Origin of the sequence: Mesorhizobium sp. B2-8-5, assembly GCF_006440675.2 — a bacterium.
Taxonomy (GTDB): Bacteria; Pseudomonadota; Alphaproteobacteria; order Rhizobiales; family Rhizobiaceae; genus Mesorhizobium.
On record NZ_CP083951.1, the window covers coordinates 2016502 to 2039547 of the forward strand.

At 64.1% G+C, this 23046-nt stretch carries 20 protein-coding genes; 6 read left to right on the plus strand and 14 right to left on the minus strand.

From position 1 onward, the window contains the following. The first annotated feature begins 6 nt into the window (after nucleotides 1-6). From FJ430_RS09745 to FJ430_RS09760, 4 genes are all read left to right on the plus strand, one after another. Nucleotides 7-1071 (plus strand): ABC transporter ATP-binding protein, encoded by a 1065-nt coding sequence (locus tag FJ430_RS09745; RefSeq protein WP_140642338.1) that lies wholly within the window; start codon nucleotides 7-9, stop codon nucleotides 1069-1071. Between the two features lie 174 nt (nucleotides 1072-1245). Next, nucleotides 1246-2799: a cation:proton antiporter gene (locus FJ430_RS09750; protein WP_140706866.1), complete on the plus strand. Its 1554-nt coding sequence runs from the start codon at nucleotides 1246-1248 to the stop codon at nucleotides 2797-2799. A gap of 203 nt (nucleotides 2800-3002) precedes the next feature. Beyond that, nucleotides 3003-3923, plus strand: a complete 921-nt coding sequence (locus FJ430_RS09755) for an endonuclease/exonuclease/phosphatase family protein (RefSeq protein WP_140706868.1) — start codon at nucleotides 3003-3005, stop codon at nucleotides 3921-3923. Further along, complete coding sequence (locus tag FJ430_RS09760) at nucleotides 3920-4765, plus strand: EamA family transporter (protein WP_140706870.1); 846 nt, start codon at nucleotides 3920-3922, stop codon at nucleotides 4763-4765. Before FJ430_RS09755 ends, FJ430_RS09760 begins: the two co-directional genes overlap by 4 nt. An 89-nt stretch (nucleotides 4766-4854) precedes the next feature. Here FJ430_RS09760 and FJ430_RS09765 read toward each other — a convergent pair whose 3' ends face one another. The 14 genes from FJ430_RS09765 to FJ430_RS09830 all read right to left on the minus strand — a co-directional run bounded on the left by FJ430_RS09765 (nucleotide 4855) and on the right by FJ430_RS09830 (nucleotide 21161). Continuing rightward, a complete protein-coding gene (locus FJ430_RS09765; RefSeq protein ID WP_140706872.1) occupies nucleotides 4855-6102 on the minus strand; it encodes an MFS transporter in 1248 nt (415 codons plus the stop codon). A 94-nt stretch (nucleotides 6103-6196) separates the two neighbouring features. Further along, nucleotides 6197-6514, minus strand: a complete 318-nt coding sequence (locus tag FJ430_RS09770) for a Dabb family protein (RefSeq protein WP_140706874.1) — start codon at nucleotides 6512-6514, stop codon at nucleotides 6197-6199. Between the two features lie 10 nt (nucleotides 6515-6524). Next, nucleotides 6525-8153: a GMC family oxidoreductase gene (locus FJ430_RS09775; RefSeq protein WP_140706876.1), complete on the minus strand. Its 1629-nt coding sequence runs from the start codon at nucleotides 8151-8153 to the stop codon at nucleotides 6525-6527. Between the two features lie 6 nt (nucleotides 8154-8159). Then, a complete protein-coding gene (locus FJ430_RS09780; RefSeq protein ID WP_140706878.1) occupies nucleotides 8160-8921 on the minus strand; it encodes a 3-ketoacyl-ACP reductase in 762 nt (253 codons plus the stop codon). A 250-nt stretch (nucleotides 8922-9171) separates the two neighbouring features. Continuing rightward, nucleotides 9172-10674, minus strand: coding sequence for a GMC oxidoreductase (locus FJ430_RS09785; protein WP_140706879.1), 1503 nt, complete (start codon nucleotides 10672-10674; stop codon nucleotides 9172-9174). 61 nt (nucleotides 10675-10735) lie between these two features. After that, complete coding sequence (locus FJ430_RS09790) at nucleotides 10736-11851, minus strand: ABC transporter ATP-binding protein (protein ID WP_140706881.1); 1116 nt, start codon at nucleotides 11849-11851, stop codon at nucleotides 10736-10738. Nucleotides 11852-11874: 23 nt separating this feature from the next. Next, the gene (locus FJ430_RS09795; protein ID WP_140706883.1) at nucleotides 11875-12819 is read right to left on the minus strand and encodes a carbohydrate ABC transporter permease; all 945 of its coding nucleotides are present in this window, start codon (nucleotides 12817-12819) and stop codon (nucleotides 11875-11877) included. Further along, complete coding sequence (locus FJ430_RS09800) at nucleotides 12816-13775, minus strand: carbohydrate ABC transporter permease (RefSeq protein WP_140706885.1); 960 nt, start codon at nucleotides 13773-13775, stop codon at nucleotides 12816-12818. Before FJ430_RS09800 ends, FJ430_RS09795 begins: the two co-directional genes overlap by 4 nt. 128 nt (nucleotides 13776-13903) lie before the next feature. Continuing rightward, nucleotides 13904-15157: an ABC transporter substrate-binding protein gene (locus FJ430_RS09805; protein WP_140642310.1), complete on the minus strand. Its 1254-nt coding sequence runs from the start codon at nucleotides 15155-15157 to the stop codon at nucleotides 13904-13906. 58 nt (nucleotides 15158-15215) lie between these two features. Beyond that, complete coding sequence (locus tag FJ430_RS09810; protein WP_140706887.1) at nucleotides 15216-16727, minus strand: aldehyde dehydrogenase family protein; 1512 nt, start codon at nucleotides 16725-16727, stop codon at nucleotides 15216-15218. Nucleotides 16728-16737: 10 nt separating this feature from the next. Continuing rightward, a complete protein-coding gene (locus FJ430_RS09815; RefSeq protein WP_140706889.1) occupies nucleotides 16738-17514 on the minus strand; it encodes an enoyl-CoA hydratase/isomerase family protein in 777 nt (258 codons plus the stop codon). Next, nucleotides 17507-19108 carry an acyl CoA:acetate/3-ketoacid CoA transferase gene (locus FJ430_RS09820; RefSeq protein WP_140706891.1) on the minus strand — a complete coding sequence of 534 codons (1602 nt, stop codon included), beginning with the start codon at nucleotides 19106-19108 and terminating at the stop codon, nucleotides 17507-17509. The genes FJ430_RS09815 and FJ430_RS09820 overlap by 8 nt, the downstream gene beginning before the upstream one ends. Next, nucleotides 19105-20121: a Gfo/Idh/MocA family protein gene (locus FJ430_RS09825; RefSeq protein ID WP_140706893.1), complete on the minus strand. Its 1017-nt coding sequence runs from the start codon at nucleotides 20119-20121 to the stop codon at nucleotides 19105-19107. Before FJ430_RS09825 ends, FJ430_RS09820 begins: the two co-directional genes overlap by 4 nt. Next, nucleotides 20118-21161: a LacI family DNA-binding transcriptional regulator gene (locus tag FJ430_RS09830; protein WP_140642298.1), complete on the minus strand. Its 1044-nt coding sequence runs from the start codon at nucleotides 21159-21161 to the stop codon at nucleotides 20118-20120. The genes FJ430_RS09825 and FJ430_RS09830 overlap by 4 nt, the downstream gene beginning before the upstream one ends. A 243-nt stretch (nucleotides 21162-21404) precedes the next feature. On the opposite strand from FJ430_RS09830, the gene FJ430_RS09835 reads away from it, so the two are divergent. Together FJ430_RS09835 and FJ430_RS09840 are read left to right on the plus strand one after the other, a co-directional pair. Continuing rightward, entirely contained in the window at nucleotides 21405-22559 is a 1155-nt protein-coding gene (locus FJ430_RS09835; RefSeq protein WP_140706895.1) for a dihydrodipicolinate synthase family protein, read from the plus strand. A gap of 183 nt (nucleotides 22560-22742) precedes the next feature. Beyond that, on the plus strand, nucleotides 22743-23036 hold the full coding sequence (locus FJ430_RS09840; RefSeq protein WP_140706897.1) for a DUF1330 domain-containing protein: 294 nt from the start codon (nucleotides 22743-22745) through the stop codon (nucleotides 23034-23036). Nucleotides 23037-23046 lie beyond the last annotated feature (10 nt).

The window sequence follows — 23046 nt, forward strand, 5'->3', positions numbered from 1 at the left end:
AAAGCCATGGCCGAGCCATTCCTGTCTATCCAGCATGTGCGAAAGTCCTACGGCGCCAACACCGTGGTGCAGGATTTCAGCCTCGACGTCGAGCCCGGCGAGTTCGTCTCCTTCCTGGGGCCATCCGGCTGCGGCAAGACCACTGTGCTGCGCATGGTCGCCGGTTTCGAGGAGCCCTCGGCCGGCAAGATCGTCGTCGCCGGCAAGGACATCACCAGGCTGAAGCCCAATCAGCGCAATGTCGGCATGGTGTTCCAGGCCTACGCGCTGTTCCCGAACCTGACGGTGGCGCAGAACATCGCCTTCGGTCTGAAGGTGGCCGGCATGTCGAAGCCTGACGCGGACAAGCGCGTTGCAGAGATGCTCGACATGATCAAGCTGCCGCAGATGGCCGATCGCTATCCCTATCAGCTGTCCGGCGGCCAGCAGCAGCGCATCGCGCTCGCGCGGGCAATTGCTCCGAAACCCAAACTGCTTTTGCTCGACGAGCCGCTGTCGGCGCTCGACGCCAAGGTGCGCGTGTCGCTGCGCGAGGAAATCCGCTCGATCCAGAAGAAGCTCGACATCACCACCATCTTCGTCACCCATGACCAGGAAGAGGCGCTGTCGATCTCCGACCGCATCGCGGTGATGTATGGCGGCAAGGCCGAACAGGTCGGCACGCCATTCGAGATCTACAACCGGCCGGCGACCAAGTTCGTCGCCAATTTCGTCGGCACGCTCAACGTGCTCGAAGGCAAGGTCACCGACGCTTCAACGGGCAAGGTGCAGGTCAACGCCCAGGAAGTCTCGCTCAAGGGCAAGCTCAATGGCTCGAAGTCCGGCGATACGCTGTCGCTGGCGCTGCGGCCGGAAGCGATTTCGCTGGCGCGCCAGCCCGGGCACGATACCAGCCTTTCGGGCGAGATCGCCGAAGTGCATTTCCTCGGCTCGGTCATCCGGGTGCGCGTCGGCATCGGCGGCAACACGGTGTCGCTCGACACCTTCAACAACTCGACGACACCGCCACCGATCGTTGGCGACAAGGCGGATATTTCGTTCTCGTCGGGCGATATGCTGGTCCTGCACTGACGGCCTGGCCGTCTTGACGCCGATAAGGCAGGCGAAGCCTTTGCGCCGGCCGAGGGGTAATCCATCGATCGGCCGGGGACGCGGCCTGCCGGGCACACAAGCCTTGTCGGATAAATCAACAGTATCCTGCTTCAGGGTACTGCCAAGCTTCGTGCTTCGCCGTTACGATAAGCCATGGCGCTGTTCGAACTTACTCTGATCCTGCTTCTCATCGCCGTCGCGCTGACGGCGGTATCGCGATGGCTGGAGGTACCTTACCCGTCGCTGCTGGCGCTTGCCGGGGTCGGGCTTGCCTTCGTGCCGGGCGCGCCGGTGATCGAGATCGATCCGGAACTGGCGCTTGCACTGTTCATCGCGCCGGTGCTTCTCGATGCCGCCTATGACACCTCGCTGCGCGACCTGAAGCGCTATCGCCTGTCGCTGGTGCTTTTGGCGCTCGGCGCCGTCGTCTTCACCACCGTGGTGGTTGCCTTCGTCGGCTGGAAAATGGCTGGGCTGCCGATCGCGGCGGCGATCGCGCTCGGCGCCATCGTCGCGCCACCGGACGCTGTGGCGGCAAGCGCGGTGCTCAATCAGTTCAAGGTGCCGCACCGTCTCACCGCTATCCTGCAGGGCGAGAGCCTGCTCAACGACGCCACGGCGCTGTTGATCTACCGGATTTCGGTCGCGGCAGCCATCGGCACGCTCATGCTGAAAGACGCAGTGCCCGTCATCCTGCTTGCAACGGTCGGCAGCGTTGTCGCCGGCTATCTGTTCGGCCGCTTCTCCCTGCTCACGCTGACGCGTATCGAGGATGCGGCAAGCAGCACCGTGGTGCAGTTCGCCGGAACCTTCGCGGTCTGGATCATTGCCGACAGACTTGGCCTTTCCGCCATCATCACCATCGTCGTTTATGCCATCACCATCGCGCGCACCGCGCCACGCCGCATGTCGGCCCGACGCCGCGTCAGCACCTATTCGGTCTGGGAATCGGCCGTGTTCGTGCTCAATGTGCTGGCTTTCGTGCTGATGGGCTTGCAGGCCCGTTCGATTGTCGGCCGGCTTTCCGGCGACGGGCAAGGCGAAGCCTTTCTCTTCGCCGCAACGGTGCTTGCGGTCGTCATCGTGGCGCGTCTCGTCTGGGTGGCGGGCTATGTCGCGGTCATACGCTGGTTTGCCCGCCATGACAGCGAGGAAGAAAGGCGCGATGCACCGACATTTCGCGGCGCCGTGCTTGTGGGTTGGTGCGGCATGCGCGGGCTGGTGACGCTGGTAGTGGCAATTGCCTTGCCGGCCGACTTCCCCGGTCGCGATCCGATCGTGCTGGCCGCCTTCGCGGTCGTCCTCGGAACGCTCGTGCTGCAGGGCATGAGCCTCAAGCCGCTGCTGCGCCGGCTCAACTTCGAGCGGGATACCTCGATCGACCGCGAGGTGGCCGAGGCACGGGTGGCCATCATGCAGGTTGCGCTCGATGTGCTGAGCCGCAAGACGTCGGCCGCTGCCGCCGTCGTGCGCGAGCAGTACGAGGCGCAGCGGCGGGTTGCCGAAAATCCCGAGGACGCACAAGCCGCGACGGAATACGACCGGTTGCGTCTTTACGCCATCAAGCGGCAGCGCGACAGGTTGGAGGAACTGCGCAGCAATGGCACGATCGGCGACGAGGCCTATCACCGGCTGGAAGAGGAGATCGACTGGTCGGAACTGGCGGCGTCGCCCGCCGGAAGCTTCCAGCCACTGACGACCTATTAGGCGCAGCGGTTCGCTGGTCTCCGTTGGACTATTCCGCTTGGCCTCGCGGCACATTGCAACGCAAGAGGCGGGGCGATAGAGCGGTTCACCGAAGACGGCGAACCACTCTATCCCTTTGTTTTGACGCAATTCCGAACGGAAAACCGCTCACACTTTTCCTGGAATTGCGCTACTGCGATCACGAGAAGTGAGCCGGTTAATCAATGAAGCTGATCAGCTACAACATCCAGTACGGCTATGGCAGCGACGGGCGCTACGATCTCAGCCGCTGCGCCAGGCTGGTGAACGGCGCCGACATCATCGCGCTGCAGGAGGTCGAGCGGCACTGGCAGCGCAGCAATGAGGACGACCAGCCCGAGATCCTGTCCAGCCTGCTGCCCGACTATTACTGGGCTTACGGCCCGGCCTTCGATATGGACGCCAGCGAGAGACGCGACGGCCGCGTCGTCAACCGCAGGCGGCAGTTCGGCACGATGGTGCTGTCGAAGCTGCCGATCGTCTGGTCGCGGCTGCACACGCTGCCGCTACGGCGCACGCTGAGGCCGCTCAACACCCGCAACGCGGCGCTGGAATGCATGATCCGCACGCCGGCGGGACCGGTGCGGGTGCTTTCCTTGCATCTGGCGCATATCGCGGCGGAGGAGCGGCTGGAGCAGATCGACTATCTCAATGTCGAGCATCGCCGCGCGCCATCCGACGGAGGCCCTTGGAGCGGCGTCGACGACGAGCCGCAGCGCAACTGGACGAACGGCCAGACGGAACCGGAAAATCCGTTGGCGGCGATCTGGCTGGGCGACTTCAACATGGAGCCGGGCAGCGCCGAATACCGGCGTATCGTCGGTAGCACGCCCTACCATCGGGGCGCCGCTTACATCGACGGATTCGTCGATGCCGTAGCGGTCGCCGGCGAGTCCGGGCCGGACTTCCATACGCACGAAAAGATCATCGATGGCAGGCTGGCGAAACGACGGCTCGACCATTGTTTCGTCGGCGGCGGGTTGGCCGATCGCGTGCGTTCGGTAACCGCCGATATCGGCGAGGTGGCTTCCGACCATTTTCCGCTCAGGGTCGATATCGATCTCGAAACGCCTTTCGGCTCGACAAGGTCGATGAAACCGACATGACGCTGTTCGTCTTCCTGGCGGTGCTCTCGGCGGCGGCCATGCACGCGATCTGGAACGCGCTGGTCAAGGTGCATCTCGACCGCTTCCTGTCGATCACGCTGATGACGCTCGGGATGGGATTTGCGGCGCTGTTCGCACTTCCCTTTGTCGAGGTGCCAAAGGCTGAAGTGTGGCCCTACATTATCGCCTCGGTGATCTTCCACATGGGCTATCGCACCTTTCTGGTCGGCGCCTACAAGGCGGGCGATTTCGCCCAGACCTATCCGCTGGCGCGCGGCACCGCGCCGCTGCTCTCGGCGCTCGGCGGCATCGTCATGGTCGGCGAGGTCCCGGCGCCTTTCGCCATCGTCGGCATCGTGCTTCTGTCGGCAGGCACGCTGGTCATGTCGTTCCGGGGCGGGGCGCATCTGGAGAAGCTCAATCTGCGCGCGGTCGGCTTCGCGCTCGGCACATCGATCTTCATCGCCAGCTACACGCTCTCCGACGGCAGCGGCGCGCGGCTCGCGGCAACCGCGCAAAGCTATGCGGCCTGGCTGTTCGTCTGCGATGCGGCGTGGGCGCTCGTGCTGTGCATTGCCGTCCGCGGACCGCAGTCGCTTCCGGTGCTGGCACGCGACTGGAAAGCCGGCCTGTTCACCGGCGTGCTCAGCGGCGCGGCCTACTGGATCGTGATGTGGGCAATGACCAAGGCGCCGATCGCCTCGGTCGCGTCGCTGCGCGAGACCTCGATCCTGTTCGCCATGCTGATCTCGGTGCTGGCGCTGGGTGAAAAGATGACGGCCTGGCGCGCAACCGCGGCGCTCGGCATCGTCGCCGGCGTCGCGGCGCTCAGGCTCGGATAGAGGGCGCCGTCTCCCGGAAACGGCGCCCTCTATCTCTTCGTTTTAGTAATTGCGGACGGGCTGCGGCGAAGTCACCGAGCCTGACCGTTTCACACTTTTTCCGGAATTGCTCCAACCTCATGGTCCAACACGGTCATCACCTGGCCGCGCTTCTCAGGGCTGAAGCGGATGACGATGATGATGCAGACCGCGACCACACCGGCGAAGAGCGCCAGCGCGTAGCCATAGCTGCTGCCGGGCGCCTCGGCGATGCCCGCCTGGTACGGGCCGCCATAGGATGCCGCCAGATTGCCGGCCTGGTAGATGAAGCCGGGCAAGGTCGCGCGCACGGCGCCTGGCGAGAGCTCGTTGAGATGCACCGGGATGACTCCCCAGGCGCCCTGAACCGCCACCTGCATGACGAGGGCGCCGACGGCCAGCATGAAGGGTGTCGTCGAATAGGCCCATAGAGGCAGTGCCGGCAACGCGATCAGGCAAGCGAGCGTAATGGCATTGACGCGGCCGATCTTCTCGGAGAGCGCGCCGAAGGCCAGTCCGCCGACGATGGCGCCGATGTTGGCGACGATGGTGATCCAACTCACCGTATGCGGATCGAAGCTATGCTGCTTCTTGAGGAAGGTCGGATAGAGATCCTGCGTGCCGTGGCTGAAGAAGTTGAAGAACATCATCAGCACCACGGCATAGAGCGCGATGCCCCAGTGCTTCCGCAGCGTTTCGAGCAATCCTGGCTTCACGCGCTGGCGGGCTTCGACGAAGGCTGGCGATTCCGGCACATGCGAGCGGATGAAAAGCACGATCAGCGCCGGTATGAAGCTCAGGAGGAACATGGCGCGCCAGCCGAAGGTGAAGTCGCCGATCTTCTGCCCGTAGAGCAGCCCGTAGACCACCGCGGCCAGCAGGTAGCCGGCCGGATAACCGCATTGCAGGATGCCCGAGACCATGCCGCGCGCGCTTGGCGGAATGGACTCCATGGCAAGCGAGCTGCCGAGGCCCCATTCGCCGCCCATGGCGATGCCGAACAGGGCGCGCAGCGCCAGGAATATGCCGAGATTGGGCGAGAAGGCGGCTAAAGCGCCGATCACCGAATAGCTGACGATGTTCAGCATCAGAATGGGCTTGCGGCCGTATCTGTCGGCAAGCATGCCGAAGAAGAACGCGCCGATGAAGCGCGTGGCCAAGGTCAGGAACAGCGCTTTGGAGACCGCCGGCACGTCGGTCTGGAATTCCGTTGCAATATCGGTGAGCAGGAAAGTCAGAAGGAAGAAATCAAAAGCGTCGAGCGTCCAGCCGAGGAACGACGCGAGTACGGTTTTCTTCTGCTCGGTGGTGAGGTTCAAGGCGGTCCTCCTTTTGCATCCCCCAAAAGCAACGATATGTTCCAGGGCGGGTAAAAGAGAACCGGACAGCTGCCGGTTTTAAGCCGGCGAGCGGTCACATTTGCGTCACCTCGAGATCGATGACCATCAGCCCCTCGGTGCCGCCTTCGAGGGCGGCAACCAGACGGGCGCCGGCGCGCTGATGCGCTTCGTGCACCAGATAGGCGTCGCGCGCGGCGGCATTTTTAAAGTCGATGGTGAAGCCGTGGCTGAAGCCGCGCGCGAACGGCTCCGGGCTGACATTGGCGCTGAATTCCACCTTGCCCATGCCGTCGACGACGGCGCGCAGCGCTTCGAGATCGGCGTGGATCGCCGCCCGCTCGGTTTCAGGAACGTCGTCGCGAAAGCGGACAAAGACGCAGTGACGGATCATTATCGGTGCCTCACGCCGCCTGGTTGCCCTTGAACACGGCCGGCGGCAGCGGCTCGCGGCCGAGAATGAGGTCGGCACCTTTTTCACCGACCATGATCGTCGGCGCATTGGTGTTGGAGGACGGGACGCGCGGCATCACCGATGCATCGCAGATCCGGAGACCTTCGATGCCGCGCAGCCTCAAGTCCGGCGTCACCACGGCCATCGCATCATGGCCCATGCGGCAGGTGCCGACGGGGTGATGATCGGTCTTGGAGGTGCGATAGGCATAGTCGGTGAGGTCGGCATCGCTCTCTAGGTTTGGCCCGGGCAGCACCTCGCGAAGTACGTAGGGGGCAAGCGCCTTCTGCCGCATGATCTCGCGCGCCAATCTAAGGCCCTTGATCGACATGTCGCGATCATAGGGATCGGACCAGTAGTTCGGATCGATGAGCGGATGATCGGCCGGGTCGGCGCTCTTCAGCCGCACCGTGCCGCGCGAGCGCGGACGCAGGAAGGCCGAGTTCAGCGTCACGCCAGGGTTCTTCAGTTTTTCCACGCCGGCCTCGATGCCGGAGCCGAGGCCCAAATGGAACTGGATGTCGGGGGAGGCGGCCGTCGGGTCGGCGTACCAGAAGCCGCCGGTCTCGAACAGGCTCGAGGCGACCGGCCCCTTCTTGAGCAGCAGGTACTGCAGACCGGCCCATAGGGTGCGGTGCAGCTTGGCGTAATTGTCGTAGGTGTGGTCGCCGGTGCATTCGGCGATCACGAACAGGTCGAGATGGTCCTGCATGTTGGAGCCGACGCCGGGCAGGTCGTGAACGGGCGTGACGCCGACCGATTTCAAATGGTCGGCCGGGCCGATGCCCGACTGCATGAGGAGCTTGGGCGAACCGATGGCGCCGGAGGAAACGATCACCTCGCGTTCGGCGCGCAGGATCGTCTTTTCGCCGCCAGGTCTGTCGACCACCTCGACACCGATGGCGCGGCCCTTCTCGACGACGACGCGGGTGACCAGCACATCGGTCCTGACCGTCAGGTTCTTGCGGGCGCCGATCGGCTTCAGATAGGCGACGGAGGCGGATGAGCGCCGCGCATTCTTTTGGGTCAGCTGATAGTAGCCGACGCCCTCCTGGCTGGCGCCGTTGAAATCCGGGTTGAAGGGTATGCCCATTTCCTGGCCCGCGCGGAAATAGGCCTCGCAGATCGGCAGCGGCGAGATCGGGTTGGAGACGCCGAGCGGTCCTTGGTCGCCGTGAAAATCGTTGGCAAAACGTTGGTTGTTTTCGGCGCGCTTGAAATAGGGCAGCACGTCGCGATAGCCCCAGCCGGCGAGGCCGTCCTCCTTCTCCCAGGCGTCGTAGTCGCGGGCATTGCCGCGCGTGTAGATCTGCGCGTTGATCGACGAGCCGCCGCCGACGACCTTGGCTTGCGTGTACCAGAAGACGCGGTCCTTCATGTGCTTCTGCGGTACGGTCGACCAGCCCCAGGAGGCGATGCCCTTGGTCATCTTGGCGAAGCCCGCCGGCATGTGGATATAGGGATGCCAATCCTTGCCGCCGGCCTCGAGCAGCAGGACGGAATTCGACGGATCCTCGCTCAGCCGGTTGGCGAGAACGCAGCCGGCCGGACCGGCGCCAACAATGATGTAATCAGCCATTGTTCCTCACAAGCGTGGCACGGAGAGCGCGCCGTCGACATCGATGACCGATCCGGTCGAAAAGCCGAACTTTCCGGAGGCAAGCGCGGCCACGACGGCCCCGATATCGGCGCCTTCGCCCCAGCGTTTTGCCGGCACCAGGCCGCTTTCGATCAGCGCGTCATATTTGGCGGAAACGCCCGCCGTCATATCGGTTCGGATGATGCCCGGCCGTACCTCGAACACGCCGATTTTTTCAGCCGCGAGTCGCAGCGCCAGGTTCTTCACCCACATGGATAGGCCGGCTTTCGAGACGCAGTAGTCGGCGCGCTCCGGCGAGGCCATGGCGGCGCTCACCGAAGTGATGGTGATGATCGACCTGGCTGAAACGGCAGGCGTCGCCAGCATGGCCTTGGCGACGGCTTGGCTGAGGAACACCGTGCCGCGCAGGTTGATGCCTAATGCGCGGTCGAAATTCTCCGGCTTCAGGTCCAGCAAGTCGCCGCGCATGACGGCTCCGACGCCGGCATTGTTGACCAGGCAGCCGATGTGGCCGAAGGCTTTGGTCGCAGCATCAACGAGTGCAGCATGGCCTGCGAGATCAGCGATGTCGCAGCGATGGTAGGCAAACTTCGCGCCGCGCTTGGTGATGTTGGAGGCCAGATTGACATCGGGCTTCTCGGCAAGGTCGGCGATCAGAATGTCGAAGCCGGCGTCGGCCAATGCCTCGGCACAAGCGAGCCCAATTCCGCGCGCGCCGCCGGTGATAATGGCCGCCGGGCGGGTCATTGGAGACTAGCCTTGCGAATGTCAGCGCTGCCCCTCATCGCCCTGCCCGTCCTCCGCAGCAGCTGCGCTGCAGCTGCGGAGGGTGGACCGGGCACTTCTCCCCGTATAGTGACGGCGAGAAGGATGCTGTCGCCGGCGCTTTCTCCAATCGCCAGCGCTGCAGAATGAGTGCCAGCGTTGCGGCTAGCCCTCTTCTTCCCGTTTACGGGGAGAAGGTGCCGGCAGGCGGATGAGGGGCGGCGCCGGCCTATCATGAGGAAAGCTCCGTCCTGCGGATGTGGTCGGCGACGCGCAGCGCCTGCGCCCCGATCGACAGCGCCGGATTGACGGCGGCCGATGTCGGCAGGAAGCCGCCGTCGACGACGTAGAGGTTCTGGTGGTCCCAGGCGCGGCAGAGCGGATCGAGCGGCGAGGTGGCTGGCTCGTTGCCCATCTTCACCGTGCCGCACTGATGCGAGGGCGTGCGCTTGTCGAAGGGGCGCGACAGCACGATCGGATAGCCGCAGGCGCGAAGGTTCTCGCGCATCACCTTGGACAGGCCTTCCAGCGACTGCATGTTGGAGCGCCGCCACTGCATGACGATCTCCTTGCCGTCGACCATGATGCGGCTTTCCGGATCGGGAAGGTCCTCGCACATCAGGTACCAGTCGACGGCGTGGCCGGCCATGTAGTCGAGCGCGAATTTCGGCATCGTCTTCACATTGGCCTTGAGCATGTTGCCGTCGATCTTGCCGAGCAGTTGCACATTGCCGAGCGGCTTGCCGCCCTTGCCGTCGGACAGATAGTAGTCGTTGAGCATCAGCGTCTTCTGGTAGACGCTATCGTTGCGGCGGCGCGGATCGATCGCCAGCATCGCGCTCGAATTGTGGTTCATGAAATTGCGCCCGACCTGATCGGAGCTGTTGGCGAGGCCTTTACCGTTGGCCGAAGGCGAGCGCAGCAGGATGGCGGCCGAGTTGATCGCGCCGGCGGAGAGGATCGCCAGCTTCGGCGACAGCGTCTTTTGCGCACCGTTCTGGGTATAGTGGATGGCGGCGATCGACTTGCCGTCCGGCGCGGTTTCGAGCCAGTCGACATAGGCGCCGGTTTCGAGCCGGATGTTCGGATCCTTCAGCGCTTCGGTCAGCGGACCGGTCTGCGCGTCGATCTTGCCCTGGCCGGTGTTGGGAAATGCGTCCCAGCCCGTCTTGCCGTCTTTCAGCCAGGTCTCGATGTCGACGCCGAGCGGCAGCGATGCCGGATGCAGTCCGAGGCTCTTCAACTCGGCGCGGGCGCGCGCGATCGGCGGCTCGTCCGGCACCGGCTGGAAGGCGTAGGGGATCGAATGGAACGGCTCGGTCGGATCCTCGCCGAGCGTGCCGCGCACGCGAAAAAGCTGCTCGGCTTTCGAATACCAGGGCTCGAACTCGTCATAGGAAAACGGCCAGGCCGGCGAGACGCCGCCGAAATGCTCGAGCTCGGCAAAATCCTCCTTGCGGTAGCGGATCAGGACCGCGCCGAAGAACTTCGAATTGCCGCCGACATAGTAGTAGTTGCCGGGGTTGAAGGCAGCACCGCCGGCCTCGCGCCACATCTCCTTCGGCCGGTAGTGCTCGTCGACGAAGATGGAACGCGTCGAGCGCGCATGTGGTGTCGCGGGCAGCGGTTCGCCACGCTCCAGGATCAGGATCGAGGCGCCGCTGCCGGCCAAGCCGGAGGCGATCGTGGCGCCGCCGATGCCGGAGCCGATGATGACGATATCCGGATTTTTCATAGATCTTTGTTTTGCTGCATGTCGTTGCCCCAAAACCGGACCCACTTTTGGGCGACAGGCATCAGAGGATGCGCTTCTCGGTCGCGGGGTCGAAGAACACCGCCTTGCTGAGGTTGAAGGCTAAAGGCGTGCTGGTGCCGGGCTGGATCCTGGCATCGGCCCGCAGCCGCGCCACGACGCCCTTGCCGCCCAGATTGGTGACGGCGAAAGTATCCGATCCCGCCGGCTCCACCACTTCGATGTGGCAGTCGGCGGTGGCGATGTTCGAACCGTTGCGCTCGGCGCCTTCCGGGTCGGTCAGCGCCTCGGGGCGCACGCCGAAGATCACCTGCTTGTCCTTGAACGCCGACAGGCCCGCAGGCGCGGCGGGCATGGGCAGCACGATCGGCTGGCGCGCGTCGCGGTCCAGCACCACCGACAGCCCGCTGCCATTGCCGTCGATCTTGGCCGGGATCAGGTTCATCGCCGGCGAGCCCATGAAGTCGGCGACGAAGATGTTGGTCGGGTTGTTGTAGATTTCGGCCGGCGTGCCGAATTGCTGCACCTCGCCGTCGCGCATGACGGCGATCTTGGTCGCCAGCGTCATCGCCTCGATCTGGTCGTGCGTGACGTAGACGATGGTCGTGCCGGTCGTGGCGTGCAGGCGCTTGATCTCGATGCGCATGTCGACGCGCAGCTTGGCGTCCAGGTTGGAGAGCGGCTCGTCGAACAGGAAGAGTTTCGGGTCGCGCACCAGCGCCCGGCCCATGGCGACGCGCTGGCGCTGGCCACCGGAAAGCTGGCTGGGCTTGCGGTTGAGCAGGTGGCCGATCTGCAGAACCTTGGCCACCTTGTCGATCGCAGCCTGGCGCTCCGTCACCGGCACGCCGCGCATCTCCATGCCGAAAGCGATGTTGCCGGCCACCGTCATGTTCGGATAGAGCGCGTAGCTCTGGAACACCATGGCGATGTCGCGCTTCGAGGGATGCAGGTCGTTGATGGCGCGGCCGTCGACGCGGATCTCACCCTCGGTGATCTGCTCCAGGCCGGCGATGGTGTTGAGCAGCGTGGACTTGCCGCAGCCGGACGGGCCGACCAGCACGAGGAAGCCGCCCTTTTCGAGCTCGACATCGATGCCCTTCAGGATCTCGACATTCCCGAAGCGCTTCTTCAGCCCATCAATTTCAAGAAAAGCCATGATCGTTCCTTCAGAAAATAGGGTCAGCCCTTGACCGCGCCCGCCATCAGCCCGCGCACGAAATAGCGGCCGGCGACGACATAGACGATCAGTGTGGGGAGCGCCGCAATCATCGCCGCCGCCATGTTGACGTTGTATTCGACGACGCCGGTCGAAGTATTGACGACATTGTTCAGCGCCACCGTCATCGGCATCACGTCGCCGGAGCCGGCATAGGCGGAGGCGAACAAGAAGTCGTTCCAAATGTTGGTGAACTGGTAGATCACCGTCACAACGATGATCGGCAGCGAATTGGGCAGCATGATGCGCCGGAAGATCTGGAAGAAGGAGGCGCCGTCGACCTGTGCCGCCTTGACCAGTTCGGTCGGGAAGGCCTCGTAATAATTGCGGAAGAAAAGCGTGGTGAAGCCGAGGCCGTAGACCACGTGGACGAAGACGAGATTGACGGTCGAATTGCCGAGGCCGAAATTAAAGCCGGTGGCGTTCTGCAGGGTGACACCGAAGCGGCCAAGGCTGCCCAGAATCGTTGCCATCGGCAACAGCACCGACTGGAATGGAATGAAGCAGGCGAACAGCATCATGGCGAAGACCAGCGTGTGGCCGCGGAAGCGCCATTTGGTCAGCACATAACCGTTGAGTGCGCCAAGCAGCGTCGAGATCAGCACCGCCGGCACGACCATCTTGATGGAGTTCCAGAAGTAGCCCTTCATGCCGACGCAAGTCAGGCCCGAGCAAACTTCGCTCCATGCCTTTATCCATGGTGCGAAGGTCGGCGCATGCGGCAGCGACAGCATGTTGCCGTTCTGGATCTCGTCCATGGTCTTGAACGAGGTGACGAGCATGACGAAGAGCGGCATCAAGTAGAAGATCGCGAACAGCGCGAGCAGCCCGTAGATGACGATGCGGTTGAGCGTCCTGGCGCGGACGCTGCTTGCGGCCTGGCGGGCGGGTGAAGTGACGGCGCTCATCGCGACTTCTCCCTGAGCTCGGAGTAGAGATACGGAACGATGATGGCCGTGATGGTCATCAGCATGATCACCGCGCTTGCCGAGCCGACCGCCATTTCGTTGCGCTTGAAGGTGAACTCATACATGAAGTTGGAGGGCAGCCAGGCCGAGCCGCCGGGGCCGCCGCTGGTCAGCGCCACCACCAAGTCATAGGACTTGATTGCGAGGTGCGCGAGCACGATGAAGGCCGACAGGAAGACGGGCCGCAGCAGCGGGATGACGATGCGGCGGTAGAGCTGGAAGGTGGATGCGCCGTCGATCTGCGCCGCCTTCATGATCTCGCCGTCGATGCCGCGAAGCCCGGCCAGGAACATCGCCATGACGAAGCCGGAAGCCTGCCAGACGCCGGCGATCACCACCGTGTAGATGACGAAATCCTTGTTCTTGATCCAGTCGAAGTGGAAGCCCGTCCAGCCCCATTGATGCAGCGTCTGTTCCAGCCCGAGGCCGGGGTCGAGGAACCACTTCCAGGCGACGCCGGTGACGATGAAGGAGAGCGCCATCGGGTAGAGGTAGATCGGCCTCAAGACACCTTCGCCGCGGATCTTCTGGTCGAGCAGAATGGCCAGGAACAGGCCGAGCGTCAGGCAGATTCCGATATAAAGGAAGCCGAAGATGCCCATATTGGTGATCGAGGTGTACCAGCTCGACGGCGGGTCGCTCTCGAAGGTCCAGCGCCATAGCCGCTGATAGGCGCGGGGACCGGTGATGGCATAGGACGGGAAGGTCTTGGAATTGGTGAAGGACAGATAGATCGTCCACAGGATGAAGCCGTAGACGAAGACGATCGTCGCCGCGAAGCTTGGCGCCAACACGATCTTCGGCAGCAGGTCCTGCAGCCGCGAACGGACCGACGCGCCAGGCCGGGCGTCGTGCTCCGGTGTCAGCTTGATCTGGGTTTCGGCAACTGTGCTCATCGGCTTGTCCAGTACCGGTTTGTCACGGGACCGACCGGCGCGAACCGCGCCAGCCCGAGCAATCCCGGACCTTGCTTCGGTAGGAGACCTCCCCCGCCAGGGCAGGGGAGGCTCAGTTCAAGGCACGCTTACTTTGCGTCGTCGATCGCTTTGACCAGCTCGGTCACGGCTTCGTCGGAGGTCTTGATCTGACCATGGACGAACTTCGACACGACATCCTTGTAGGCGTTGGCGACGGCCGGCGGGGCGCCGTAGCCCTGCGCCAGTGAGCCGAACAACGTGCCGCCTTCATTGGCCTTCTTCAGGTCGGCGATGCCCTTCTTGCCGCAAGCGTCGAAGTCGGTGTCCGGCACGTCGGTGCGGGCCGGGACAGAACCCTTCACCACGTTGAAGGCCGACTGGAAGCTCTTCGACAGGGTGGCAGTGGCCAGAGCGACCTGGGCGGCCTTGCGGTCGTCCGGAACGTTGAACATGCCGAACATGTCGGAGTTGTAGATCACCGAGCCGTCGGTGCCCGGGAAGCGATAGCAGAGGAAGTCGGTGCCCGGGGTCTTGTTGGCGGCGTGGAACTCGCCCTTGGCCCAGTCGCCCATGACCTGAACCAGCGCGTCGCCCTTGATGACCATGGCGGTGGCGAGGTTCCAGTCGCGGCCCGAGAAGTTCGGGTCGACATAGGTGACCAGCTTGGCGAGGTTGTCGAACGACTTCTTCATCGTGTCGGACTTGAGCGACTCTTCATCGAGGTCGTTCATCGCCTTCTTGTAAAACTCCGGACCGCCGGTCGACAGCACGACGGAGTCGAACATGGTGGCTTCCTGCCAGTTCTGGCCGCCGAGTGCCAGCGGGGTGACGCCGGCCGCCTTGGCCTTGTCGAGCAGGGCCACGAAGTCGTCGAAGGTCTTCGGCTCGGTGCCGCCGATCTTGTCCATCACCGCCTTGTTGATCCACAGCCAGTTGACCGAGTGGACGTTGACCGGAGCCGCGACCCACTTGCCGTCATAGACGGAGAACTTCTGCAGGGCGGCCGGAACCGACTTGTCCCAGCCTTCCTTCTTGGCGGTCTCGGTCAGGTCGCCCATGACGCCGGCGGCGGCGTAGTCGAGCACGGTGTAGCCGAGCATCTGCGATGCGGTCGGATAGTTGCCGGCCGCGACCATCGCCTTCAGCGCGGTCATGGCGGCGTCGCCGCCGCCGCCGGCCACCGGCACGTCCTTCCAGGCATAGCCTTCCTTGGCCAGATCCTGCTTCAGCACGTTCAGAGCAGCCGCTTCGCCGCCCGACGTCCACCAATGCAGCATCTGCACTTCCTTGACGTCCGCGGCATGCGCCGAGAACGCAAAGCTCGTCGCAAGAGCCGTTCCGATAAGCAGTTTGCGCAACATGTACTACCTCCCTTGTTGCATACACATAACCGGCGGGTGTCCGCCGGGGTCTCCCAACTCAGCCGACCCACCACCCGGTGCGCTGGCCGCGATGAAACTGGATGGTCTTTTCCTCGGTATAGTCCTCGACTGCGCGCTTGCCGAGTTCGCGTCCCAGACCGGACTGCTTGTAGCCGCCGAAGGGCAGTTCGGGATAACCTTCCATGAACGTATTCACCCAAACCGTCCCCGAACGCACACCGCGCGCCACCGACATGCACGTGTCGACGCCGGCGCTCCACACCCCTGCAGACAAACCATAGGGCGTGTTGTTGGCAATGTGCAATGCCTTTTCAATCGTTTCAAAAGTGAGCACGGACAGCACCGGCCCGAACACTTCCTCGCGCGCGATCGCCATATCCTCTGTAACGTTACGGATGATGGTCGGATCGAGATATTGGCCGGCATTGGATGCAAGCCGGGCGCCGCCGGTGAAAACGTTGCCGCCGTCGGTTTTCGCCGCCGTTACATAGCCGGCTACCTTTTCCACATGATCGGCCGAGATCATCGCGCCGACCTTGGTGCGGTCGTCGAGCGGATCGCCGACGCGGACCTTCCCGGCCAGCGCCTTGACCGCGTTGAGGAAGTCGTCGGCAATCGCCTCATGCACGATCAGGCGGCTGCCGGCATTGCAGCATTCGCCGGCGTTGAAGAAGCCGCCGAACACTGCGGCATCCGCCGCGGCTTCGAGGTCGGCGTCGGGGAAGACTATCTGGCCGTTCTTGCCGCCGAGCTCCATCGAGACCTTCTTCAAGGAATCGGAAGCGGCCGCCATGGTCATCTTGCCGACACGGGTCGAGCCGGTGAAGGACACCATCTCGACCAGCGGATGGCTGACCATCGGCGCGCCGACATCGGCGCCGAAGCCGGCAAGGATGTTGACGACGCCTGCAGGAAGCCCTGCCTCGAGCAGGATGTCGCCGAGCACGAAGGTCGAGGCCGACGTCATCTCGCTCGGCTTCACCACCGCCGTGCAGCCGGCGGCGAGCGCGAAGGGCAGCTTCTGGCTGACGATCAGGAAGGGGAAATTCCACGGCGTGATGATCGAGACGACGCCGATCGGCTCGCGCAGCACGACGCCCAGCATATCGTCGCCGAGATTGGCGTAGCTTTCGCCATGCAGCGTGCGGGCGAGCGAGGCGGCATAGCGCCAGATGTCGATCGCGCCGCCGATCTCGCCGCGCGCCTGGGCGATCGGCTTGCCGGATTCCAGCGCATCGAGGCGGGCGATCTCTTCCAGCCGAGTCTCGATCAGGTCGGCCGTCTTCAGCAGGACCGCCGCGCGTTCCGATGCTTTCATGCGCGGCCACGGGCCGGTCTCGAAAGCCTTGTGCGCCGCCTGAACCGCAGCGTCGACGTCCGCTGCGCCTGCTCGCGCATAGCGGGACACGACAAAGCCATGGCCGGGGCTGGCGCGCTCGATCGCGCGGCCATCGCGCGCTTCGATATGCTTGCCGTCGATCAGGAGCTTGTAGGTCTTGGGCGCCTGGGACGCCTCGGCCGGCATGGCAATGTTGAGGGGTGCGTTCATCGTCTCTTCTCTAGGATCTCGAAAAGGCCGGTTTCTGCTTGGCCTTGAAGGCGCTAACGCCGGTTTTCAGGTCGGCGGTGAGCGCTATGAAACCACTGGCCAGCGCCTCGGTCGCGGCGGCGTTTTCCTCGCCCTCGGCAATGCCGATCATCAGCTTGGCGGCCTCGGTTGCCAGCGGCCCGCGCTCGGCGATTTTTTCTGCCCAAGCTTTCGCTTCGTCGAACGCCTTGCCGGTTTCTACGACACGGTCTACGACGCCGATCGCAAGCGCGTCAGGGGCCAGCAAAATCTCGCCACCCAGCGCCATGCGCCGCACCACTTGCGCGCCAAAGCGGCGCACGGCGCGCTGCGTGCCGGACCAGCCGGGCACGACGCCGATAGAGGTTTCCGGGAAGCCCAGCTTCACCTGGGTTTCGGCGACGCGGAAATCGCAGGCCGCCGCCAGTTCCAGCCCGCCGCCCAGCGCATGGCCGGACAGCACCGCGATGGTCGGCTGCCGCAGGCGCGCCAGCCGGTCGAAGACGCGGTGGCCGTAGCGGACCCATTGCACCTGGAAATCGGCCGCGCTCATCGTCCCCCAGGCCTCGACGTCGCCGCCGGCGCAAAAGCCCTTGCCTTCGCCACCGATGAGCACGGCGCGAACGCCCTCGGCCAGTTCCGCTTCGTCAAGTGCTGCTTCGAGCGCACGCAGCATCGGAATGTCGAGCGCGTTGAATTTATCCGGCCGCCGCAGCGTGATGTTGCCGACGGCGCCGTCCTGTTCGAAGGTGACGAGATGCTCAGCCATGCGCGCCTCCGAGCGAGGCGCCGCCGTTGAGCGTCAGGCCGATCGTCCGGTCCTGATAGAGCGCAGCCGGCGTCACCTTGAGGTCGTTGGCGACGCCAAGCGGGATCTCGGCCTGCGCCAGCACGTCGCGCTCGAGGTCGATGCCGGGCGCCAACTCCGTCACCATCAGGCCGTCGGGGGTCAGCTTCATCACGCAGCGTTCGGTGACATAGGTGATGTCCTGGCCTTGCGCGACGGCGCGTTTTCCGGAGAAGGAGATGTGCTCGACCTCCTCGACAACCTTCTTGACCTTGCCTTCCTGGTCGATGCGGATCGCACCATTGGCCAGCGAGAGCTTGGCGTTGGCGTTGAAGAAGCCGGAAAAGACGATCTTCTTCGCCCGCGCCGTGATGTCGACGAAGCCGCCGGCGCCGGCGGTGACATGCGGCCTTGCCGAAAGCTTCGAGACGTTGACCGAGCCGTGGCGGTCGATCTGCAGGAAGGAGAGCAGCGAGGCGTCGAAGCCGCCGGCCTGGAAGTAGATGAACTGGTGCGGCGAAGGCATAATCGCCTCGGCGTTGGAGGCGCAGCCGAACTTGAAGTCGAGCAGCGGCACGCCGCCGACCGCGCCCTGCTCGATCACCCAGGTGACCTTGCCGTGCTGGCCTTCTTCGAGAAGGATGCGCGGCACGTTGGCTGAGATGCCGAAGCCGATGTTGACCGCCATGCCGTCGCGCAATTCCATGGCGACGCGGCGCGCGATCACCTTCTGCACGTTCATCTCGGCGTTGCGGAAGCTCGACAGCGGTCGGAAGATTTCGCCCGAGATCGCCGGATCGTAAGGGGTCTGCGTCGTCTGCAACTGGTCGGGCGCAATGACGATATGGTCGACCAGAACGCCTGGCACGCGCACGTCATGCGGCTTCAGCGTGCCGTTCTCGACCACGCGCTTGACCTGCGCGATGACGATGCCGCCATTGTTGCGGGCCGCCAGCGCCTGCTCCAGGCCGCCGAGATAGGCGCCCTCATGCTCGTAGGTCAGGTTGCCGCGTTCGTCGGCCGTGGTGGCGCGAATGATCGAGATGTTGGGAACGATAGCGCGGAAATAGAGCCATTCCTCGCCGTCGAATTGCTCAACCGAGACGATCGGCTCGCTGGCCGCCGCATTCATGGCGCAGCCCTGGTGACGTGGATCGGCAAACGTGTCGAGGCCGACCTTGGTCAGCACGCCCGGGCGCTTGGCGGCGGCCTCGCGATGCATGTCGAAGAGGATGCCGGATGGCACGTTGTAGGCGGCGACGGAATTGTCGCCGATCATCTTCCAGATCCGCGGCGGCTCGGCGGAGGAGGGGCCGGACGGATAGGAGCCGCAAAGCGTGCGTTTCAACAGACCCGGCTTGGCGAGATGGTCGATGCCCTTGATGCCGTACATGTCGCCGGCGGCGATCGGGTGCAGCGTGGTGATCGCCTTCGGATGGCCCTCCGCGTCGAAACGCTCGCCGATCGCGGCAAGCACGGCGTCCGGGCAGCCAAGGCCGCTCGACGACGACACAGAGACGACCATGCCGTCCTTGATCAGGCTGGCGGCCTGGGCCGCGGAAACAACCTTGCTCAATTTCCGCTCCCGAGTTTCGGATCGATCGAAACAGTCTTGCCGGTCTTCGCCGACTGCAAAGCCGCTTCGGCGGAGGCCAGCGACCAGATGCCGTCCTCGCCAGTGGCCGAAGGCTGGCCTTCGCCGCGGATCGCGGCATGGAACTGGCGCAGCGAGCGGGCGTAGAGGTCCTCGCGGTCGAAGCTCAATTCTTCTTCGCCCTTGGCCGTGCGCAGCAGCACCGAGCCGACCGGCTTCTGCGTCATCACATTGGTGGCGATCAGCGAGCCTTCCGAGCCATGCACCTCGAAGCCGGTGCCGGCGAATTTTGTCGTGAAGCCTTCATGCGACTGCGCGATGACGCCCGACTTGAAGCGCCAGATGCACATTGCACCGTCCTCCAGGCCGCCGCCGGCCATGCCTGCCGACTGCGTGAAGGCCGAAATCTCGACAGGATCGTCGCCGAGCACGAAGCGCAGCGTGTCGGCATCATGCACGGTGATGTCGAGCACCACGCCGCCGCCGGCCTCGGGTTTAGCGATGCGCCAGCCCTGCAGGTTCTCCGGCAGGTAGACGGAGTGGAAGACGCGCGCCGCGACCGGTTTGCCGATACGACCGGCGGCAATCGCCTCGCGCATGGCGCGATGGGCGCCGGCGTTGCGCAAATGGTGGTTGGTGCCGAAGACGATGCCGGCGGCCTTGGCTGCCGCAACCATCTTGCGGGCATCGGCGCTGGTCAGCGCCAGCGGCTTTTCGCACAGCACATGCTTGCCGGCCTTGATTGCGGCAAGACCCTGCTCGAGATGCAGTTCGTTGGTGGTCGAGATATAGACGGCGTCGATGTCGGCGTCGAGCAGCGCGTCGAGGGTCGAGACGGCGGTCGGAATGCCGTTCTCGCCGGCATAGGTCTTGGCGCGCTCGGGATTCGAGCTCATCACGGCGGCGACCTCGCCATCGGCCTGCGCGCGGATGGCATCGATCACGAACTGTCTGGCGATCGTGCTCGCGCCGATCAATCCCCATCGCACGCTCATGCCGCGTCTCCCACCTGGCTGTTGCGTTCCGGGCCGCTGCTTTCCCGCACGACCAGGCTGACGGCGCCGATATGGTCCTCGGCGCGCGTGGTGCGCGACTGAATCATCTTCAGCATGACGTGGGCGGCGCGTTCGCCGAGACCCGCTGTGTCGACGGCAACGCTGGTCAGCGCCGGACTGTAGTGCTCGGCCTCGGCGACGTCGTCGAAGCCGACGACGGCAAAGTCCGCTCCTGCTTCCAGATTGCGACGACGCAGCGCCAGCATGGCGCCGAAGGCGACCGCGTCGTTGAAGCAGAGTGCCGCAGTTGGCGGTTCGGCTGCGGCGAGCGCCGTCTCCAGGCAGGCCATGCCTCCCTTGCGGCTGGTCTCGCCCTCGACGATCAGCCGGTCGGAGGCCGGAATGCCGATCGTTTCGCAAGCCTCGAGGAAGCCGCCCAGGCGCTCGTGATAGACGACGAGATCGGACGAGCCGCCGAAGAACGCCAGGCGGCGATGGCCCTTGCGGATCAAATGCTCGGTGGCAAGCACCGCGCCGCGATGATTGTCCGGCGCGATCACTGGGATGCGGCTGTCGGGCAGGCGGCGCATGGCAAAGACGATCGGCACTCCGGCCGTCTCGATGCGGCGGAAGGCGCCCGGCGTGGTGCCGCGCGCCGGCGAGACGATCAGTCCGGCGACACCCTGCTCCATCAGCGATTTCAGCACCTCTTCCTGGCGCACCGGGTTTTCCGCCGTGTTGGCAATGAAGGGGACGACGCCCGCCGCCTGGAAGACGCGCTCCATGCCAACGGCAAGCTCGGCGAAGAACGGGTTGGTGAGATCGTTGATCACCATGCCGATGACGTTGGAATGGGCCTTGCGCAGATTGGCGGCGCCGCGGTTGTAGACATAGCCGACATCCTCGATCGCCTTGCGCACCTTGGTCGCGGTTTCAGGCCGGATCAGCCCGCTGCCCTGCAGCACGAGCGACACCGTCGATTTGGACACGCCGGCCTCGCGGGCGATGTCCAGGATCGTTGCCTTGGCCCGGCTGGCCATCCTCGTCCCGTCCTCCGTGTTTTTTGAACGAATTTATTGGAACGTTCTAATCATCGTTCGAAATCAGAGTCAATTGCGATTCCGATAAGATTCAAAAAATTGATTGGAGCGGTTCAAAATCTCAATGAATGCAAGGACTATCCTCTAGAGACACGATGCTTCACCGGCTGGGGCGCCTTGAATCATAAAGGTTCTTGATTTATTGGAACGTTCCATTTATAGCGGCCGCAACGGGAGAGTTCCATGGACATCATCTTGCCTGCGGCAAACCGCGGCCGGGTCAGCTACCGGCTCGTCGGCAAACCGATCGAACCGAGCATGGGCGCGCGATTTTCACGCATCGCCTATGCCGCCGCCCATGTCGTTGCCGATCCCATCGCCATGACCAATCCCTGGTCTCGGCCAGCGGTCGACTGGGACAGGACGATGGCGTTTCGCCATCATCTGTGGCGGCTCGGCTTCCGCATCGCCGAGGCCATGGACACGTCCCAGCGCGGCATGGGTTTCGACTGGGCGAGCGCGAAGGAACTGATCCGACGCTCGATCGCGGAGGCTAAAACGGTGCCGGGCGCCGACCTCGCATCGGGGGCGGGGACAGATCATCTGGCGCCGGCTGCGGCCAAGACGGTCGACGACGTCATCCGCGCCTATGAAGACCAGTTCGCCTTCATTGAAGGCGAGGGCGGCAAGGCGATCATGATGGCGAGCCGCGCTCTGGCGGCGGTGGCCAAGGGGCCTGACGATTATGCCCGCGTCTACGACCGCATGCTCTCCCAGGCGTCCGGCAAGGTCATCCTGCATTGGCTGGGCGACATGTTCGATCCAGCGCTTAAGGGCTACTGGGGCAGCAACGATTTCGACTCGGCGCTCGACACGGTCGTCGCCATCATCGAGCGGCATGCGGGCAAGGTCGAGGGCATCAAGATATCGCTGCTCGATGCCGAGAAGGAAGTGCTGCTGCGCGACCGGCTGCCCGAGGGCGTCGTGATGTTCACGGGCGACGATTTCAATTATCCGGAGCTGATCACGGGGGACGGCAAGAGGCATTCGCACGCACTGCTCGGCATCTTCGACGCCATCGCACCCGTGGCAAATGCCGCACTGGCGAAGCTGGCAGAAGGCGATAAGACCGGTTACGACGCGTTGATGGCGCCGACCGTGCCGCTGTCGCGCAAGATCTTCGAAGCGCCGACCGAATACTACAAGGCCGGCATCGTCTTCATGGCATGGCTGAACGGGCATCAGGATCATTTCACGATGGTCGGAGGCATGCAGTCGGCGCGCGGCATATGCCATTACGCGGACGTCTTCCGGCTCTCCGACCAGGCCGGCCTGCTGGCAGACCCCGATCTTGCTACCGCCAGGATGAAGGCACTGCTGGCGACGGCGGGCGTCTGAGCCGATCCCCCGTGAGGGGATTTGCGTTCCGCCGGCAAATCGTATTCGCTTCCCAAATTCAGGATGAGCGCGGCAATGCGGCGATCGCGGCGGCTGCCAAGATCGGCGATCGGTCCGAACGAGACGCGTTCAATCGGCGAGTTCATGGTGTAGGCCGGCAATCATCAGGGAGAGCGCTTCAGCGTGAAGGGATACTGGCTCATCGTCGGAACCGAGATTTCGGACCAGGAGGCGCAGGCCGAGTACAGCCGCCTCTGGATGCCGATCGGCGAAAAATACCAGGCACGGACGAACACGACAAAGCAGCCGCCGCTGCTCGTCGAGGCGCGCGATGCCAAGCGCATGGTCCTTGTGGAATTTCCGTCGCTGGAGATCGCCAAGGCCTGTTACGCGGACCCGGATTATGAGGAAGCCATGCGCTTCGCGCTCAAGGCGTCGAACCGCGTGCTCGTGATGTTCGAAGGGGATCTCGAGTAGTTGTGCCGCC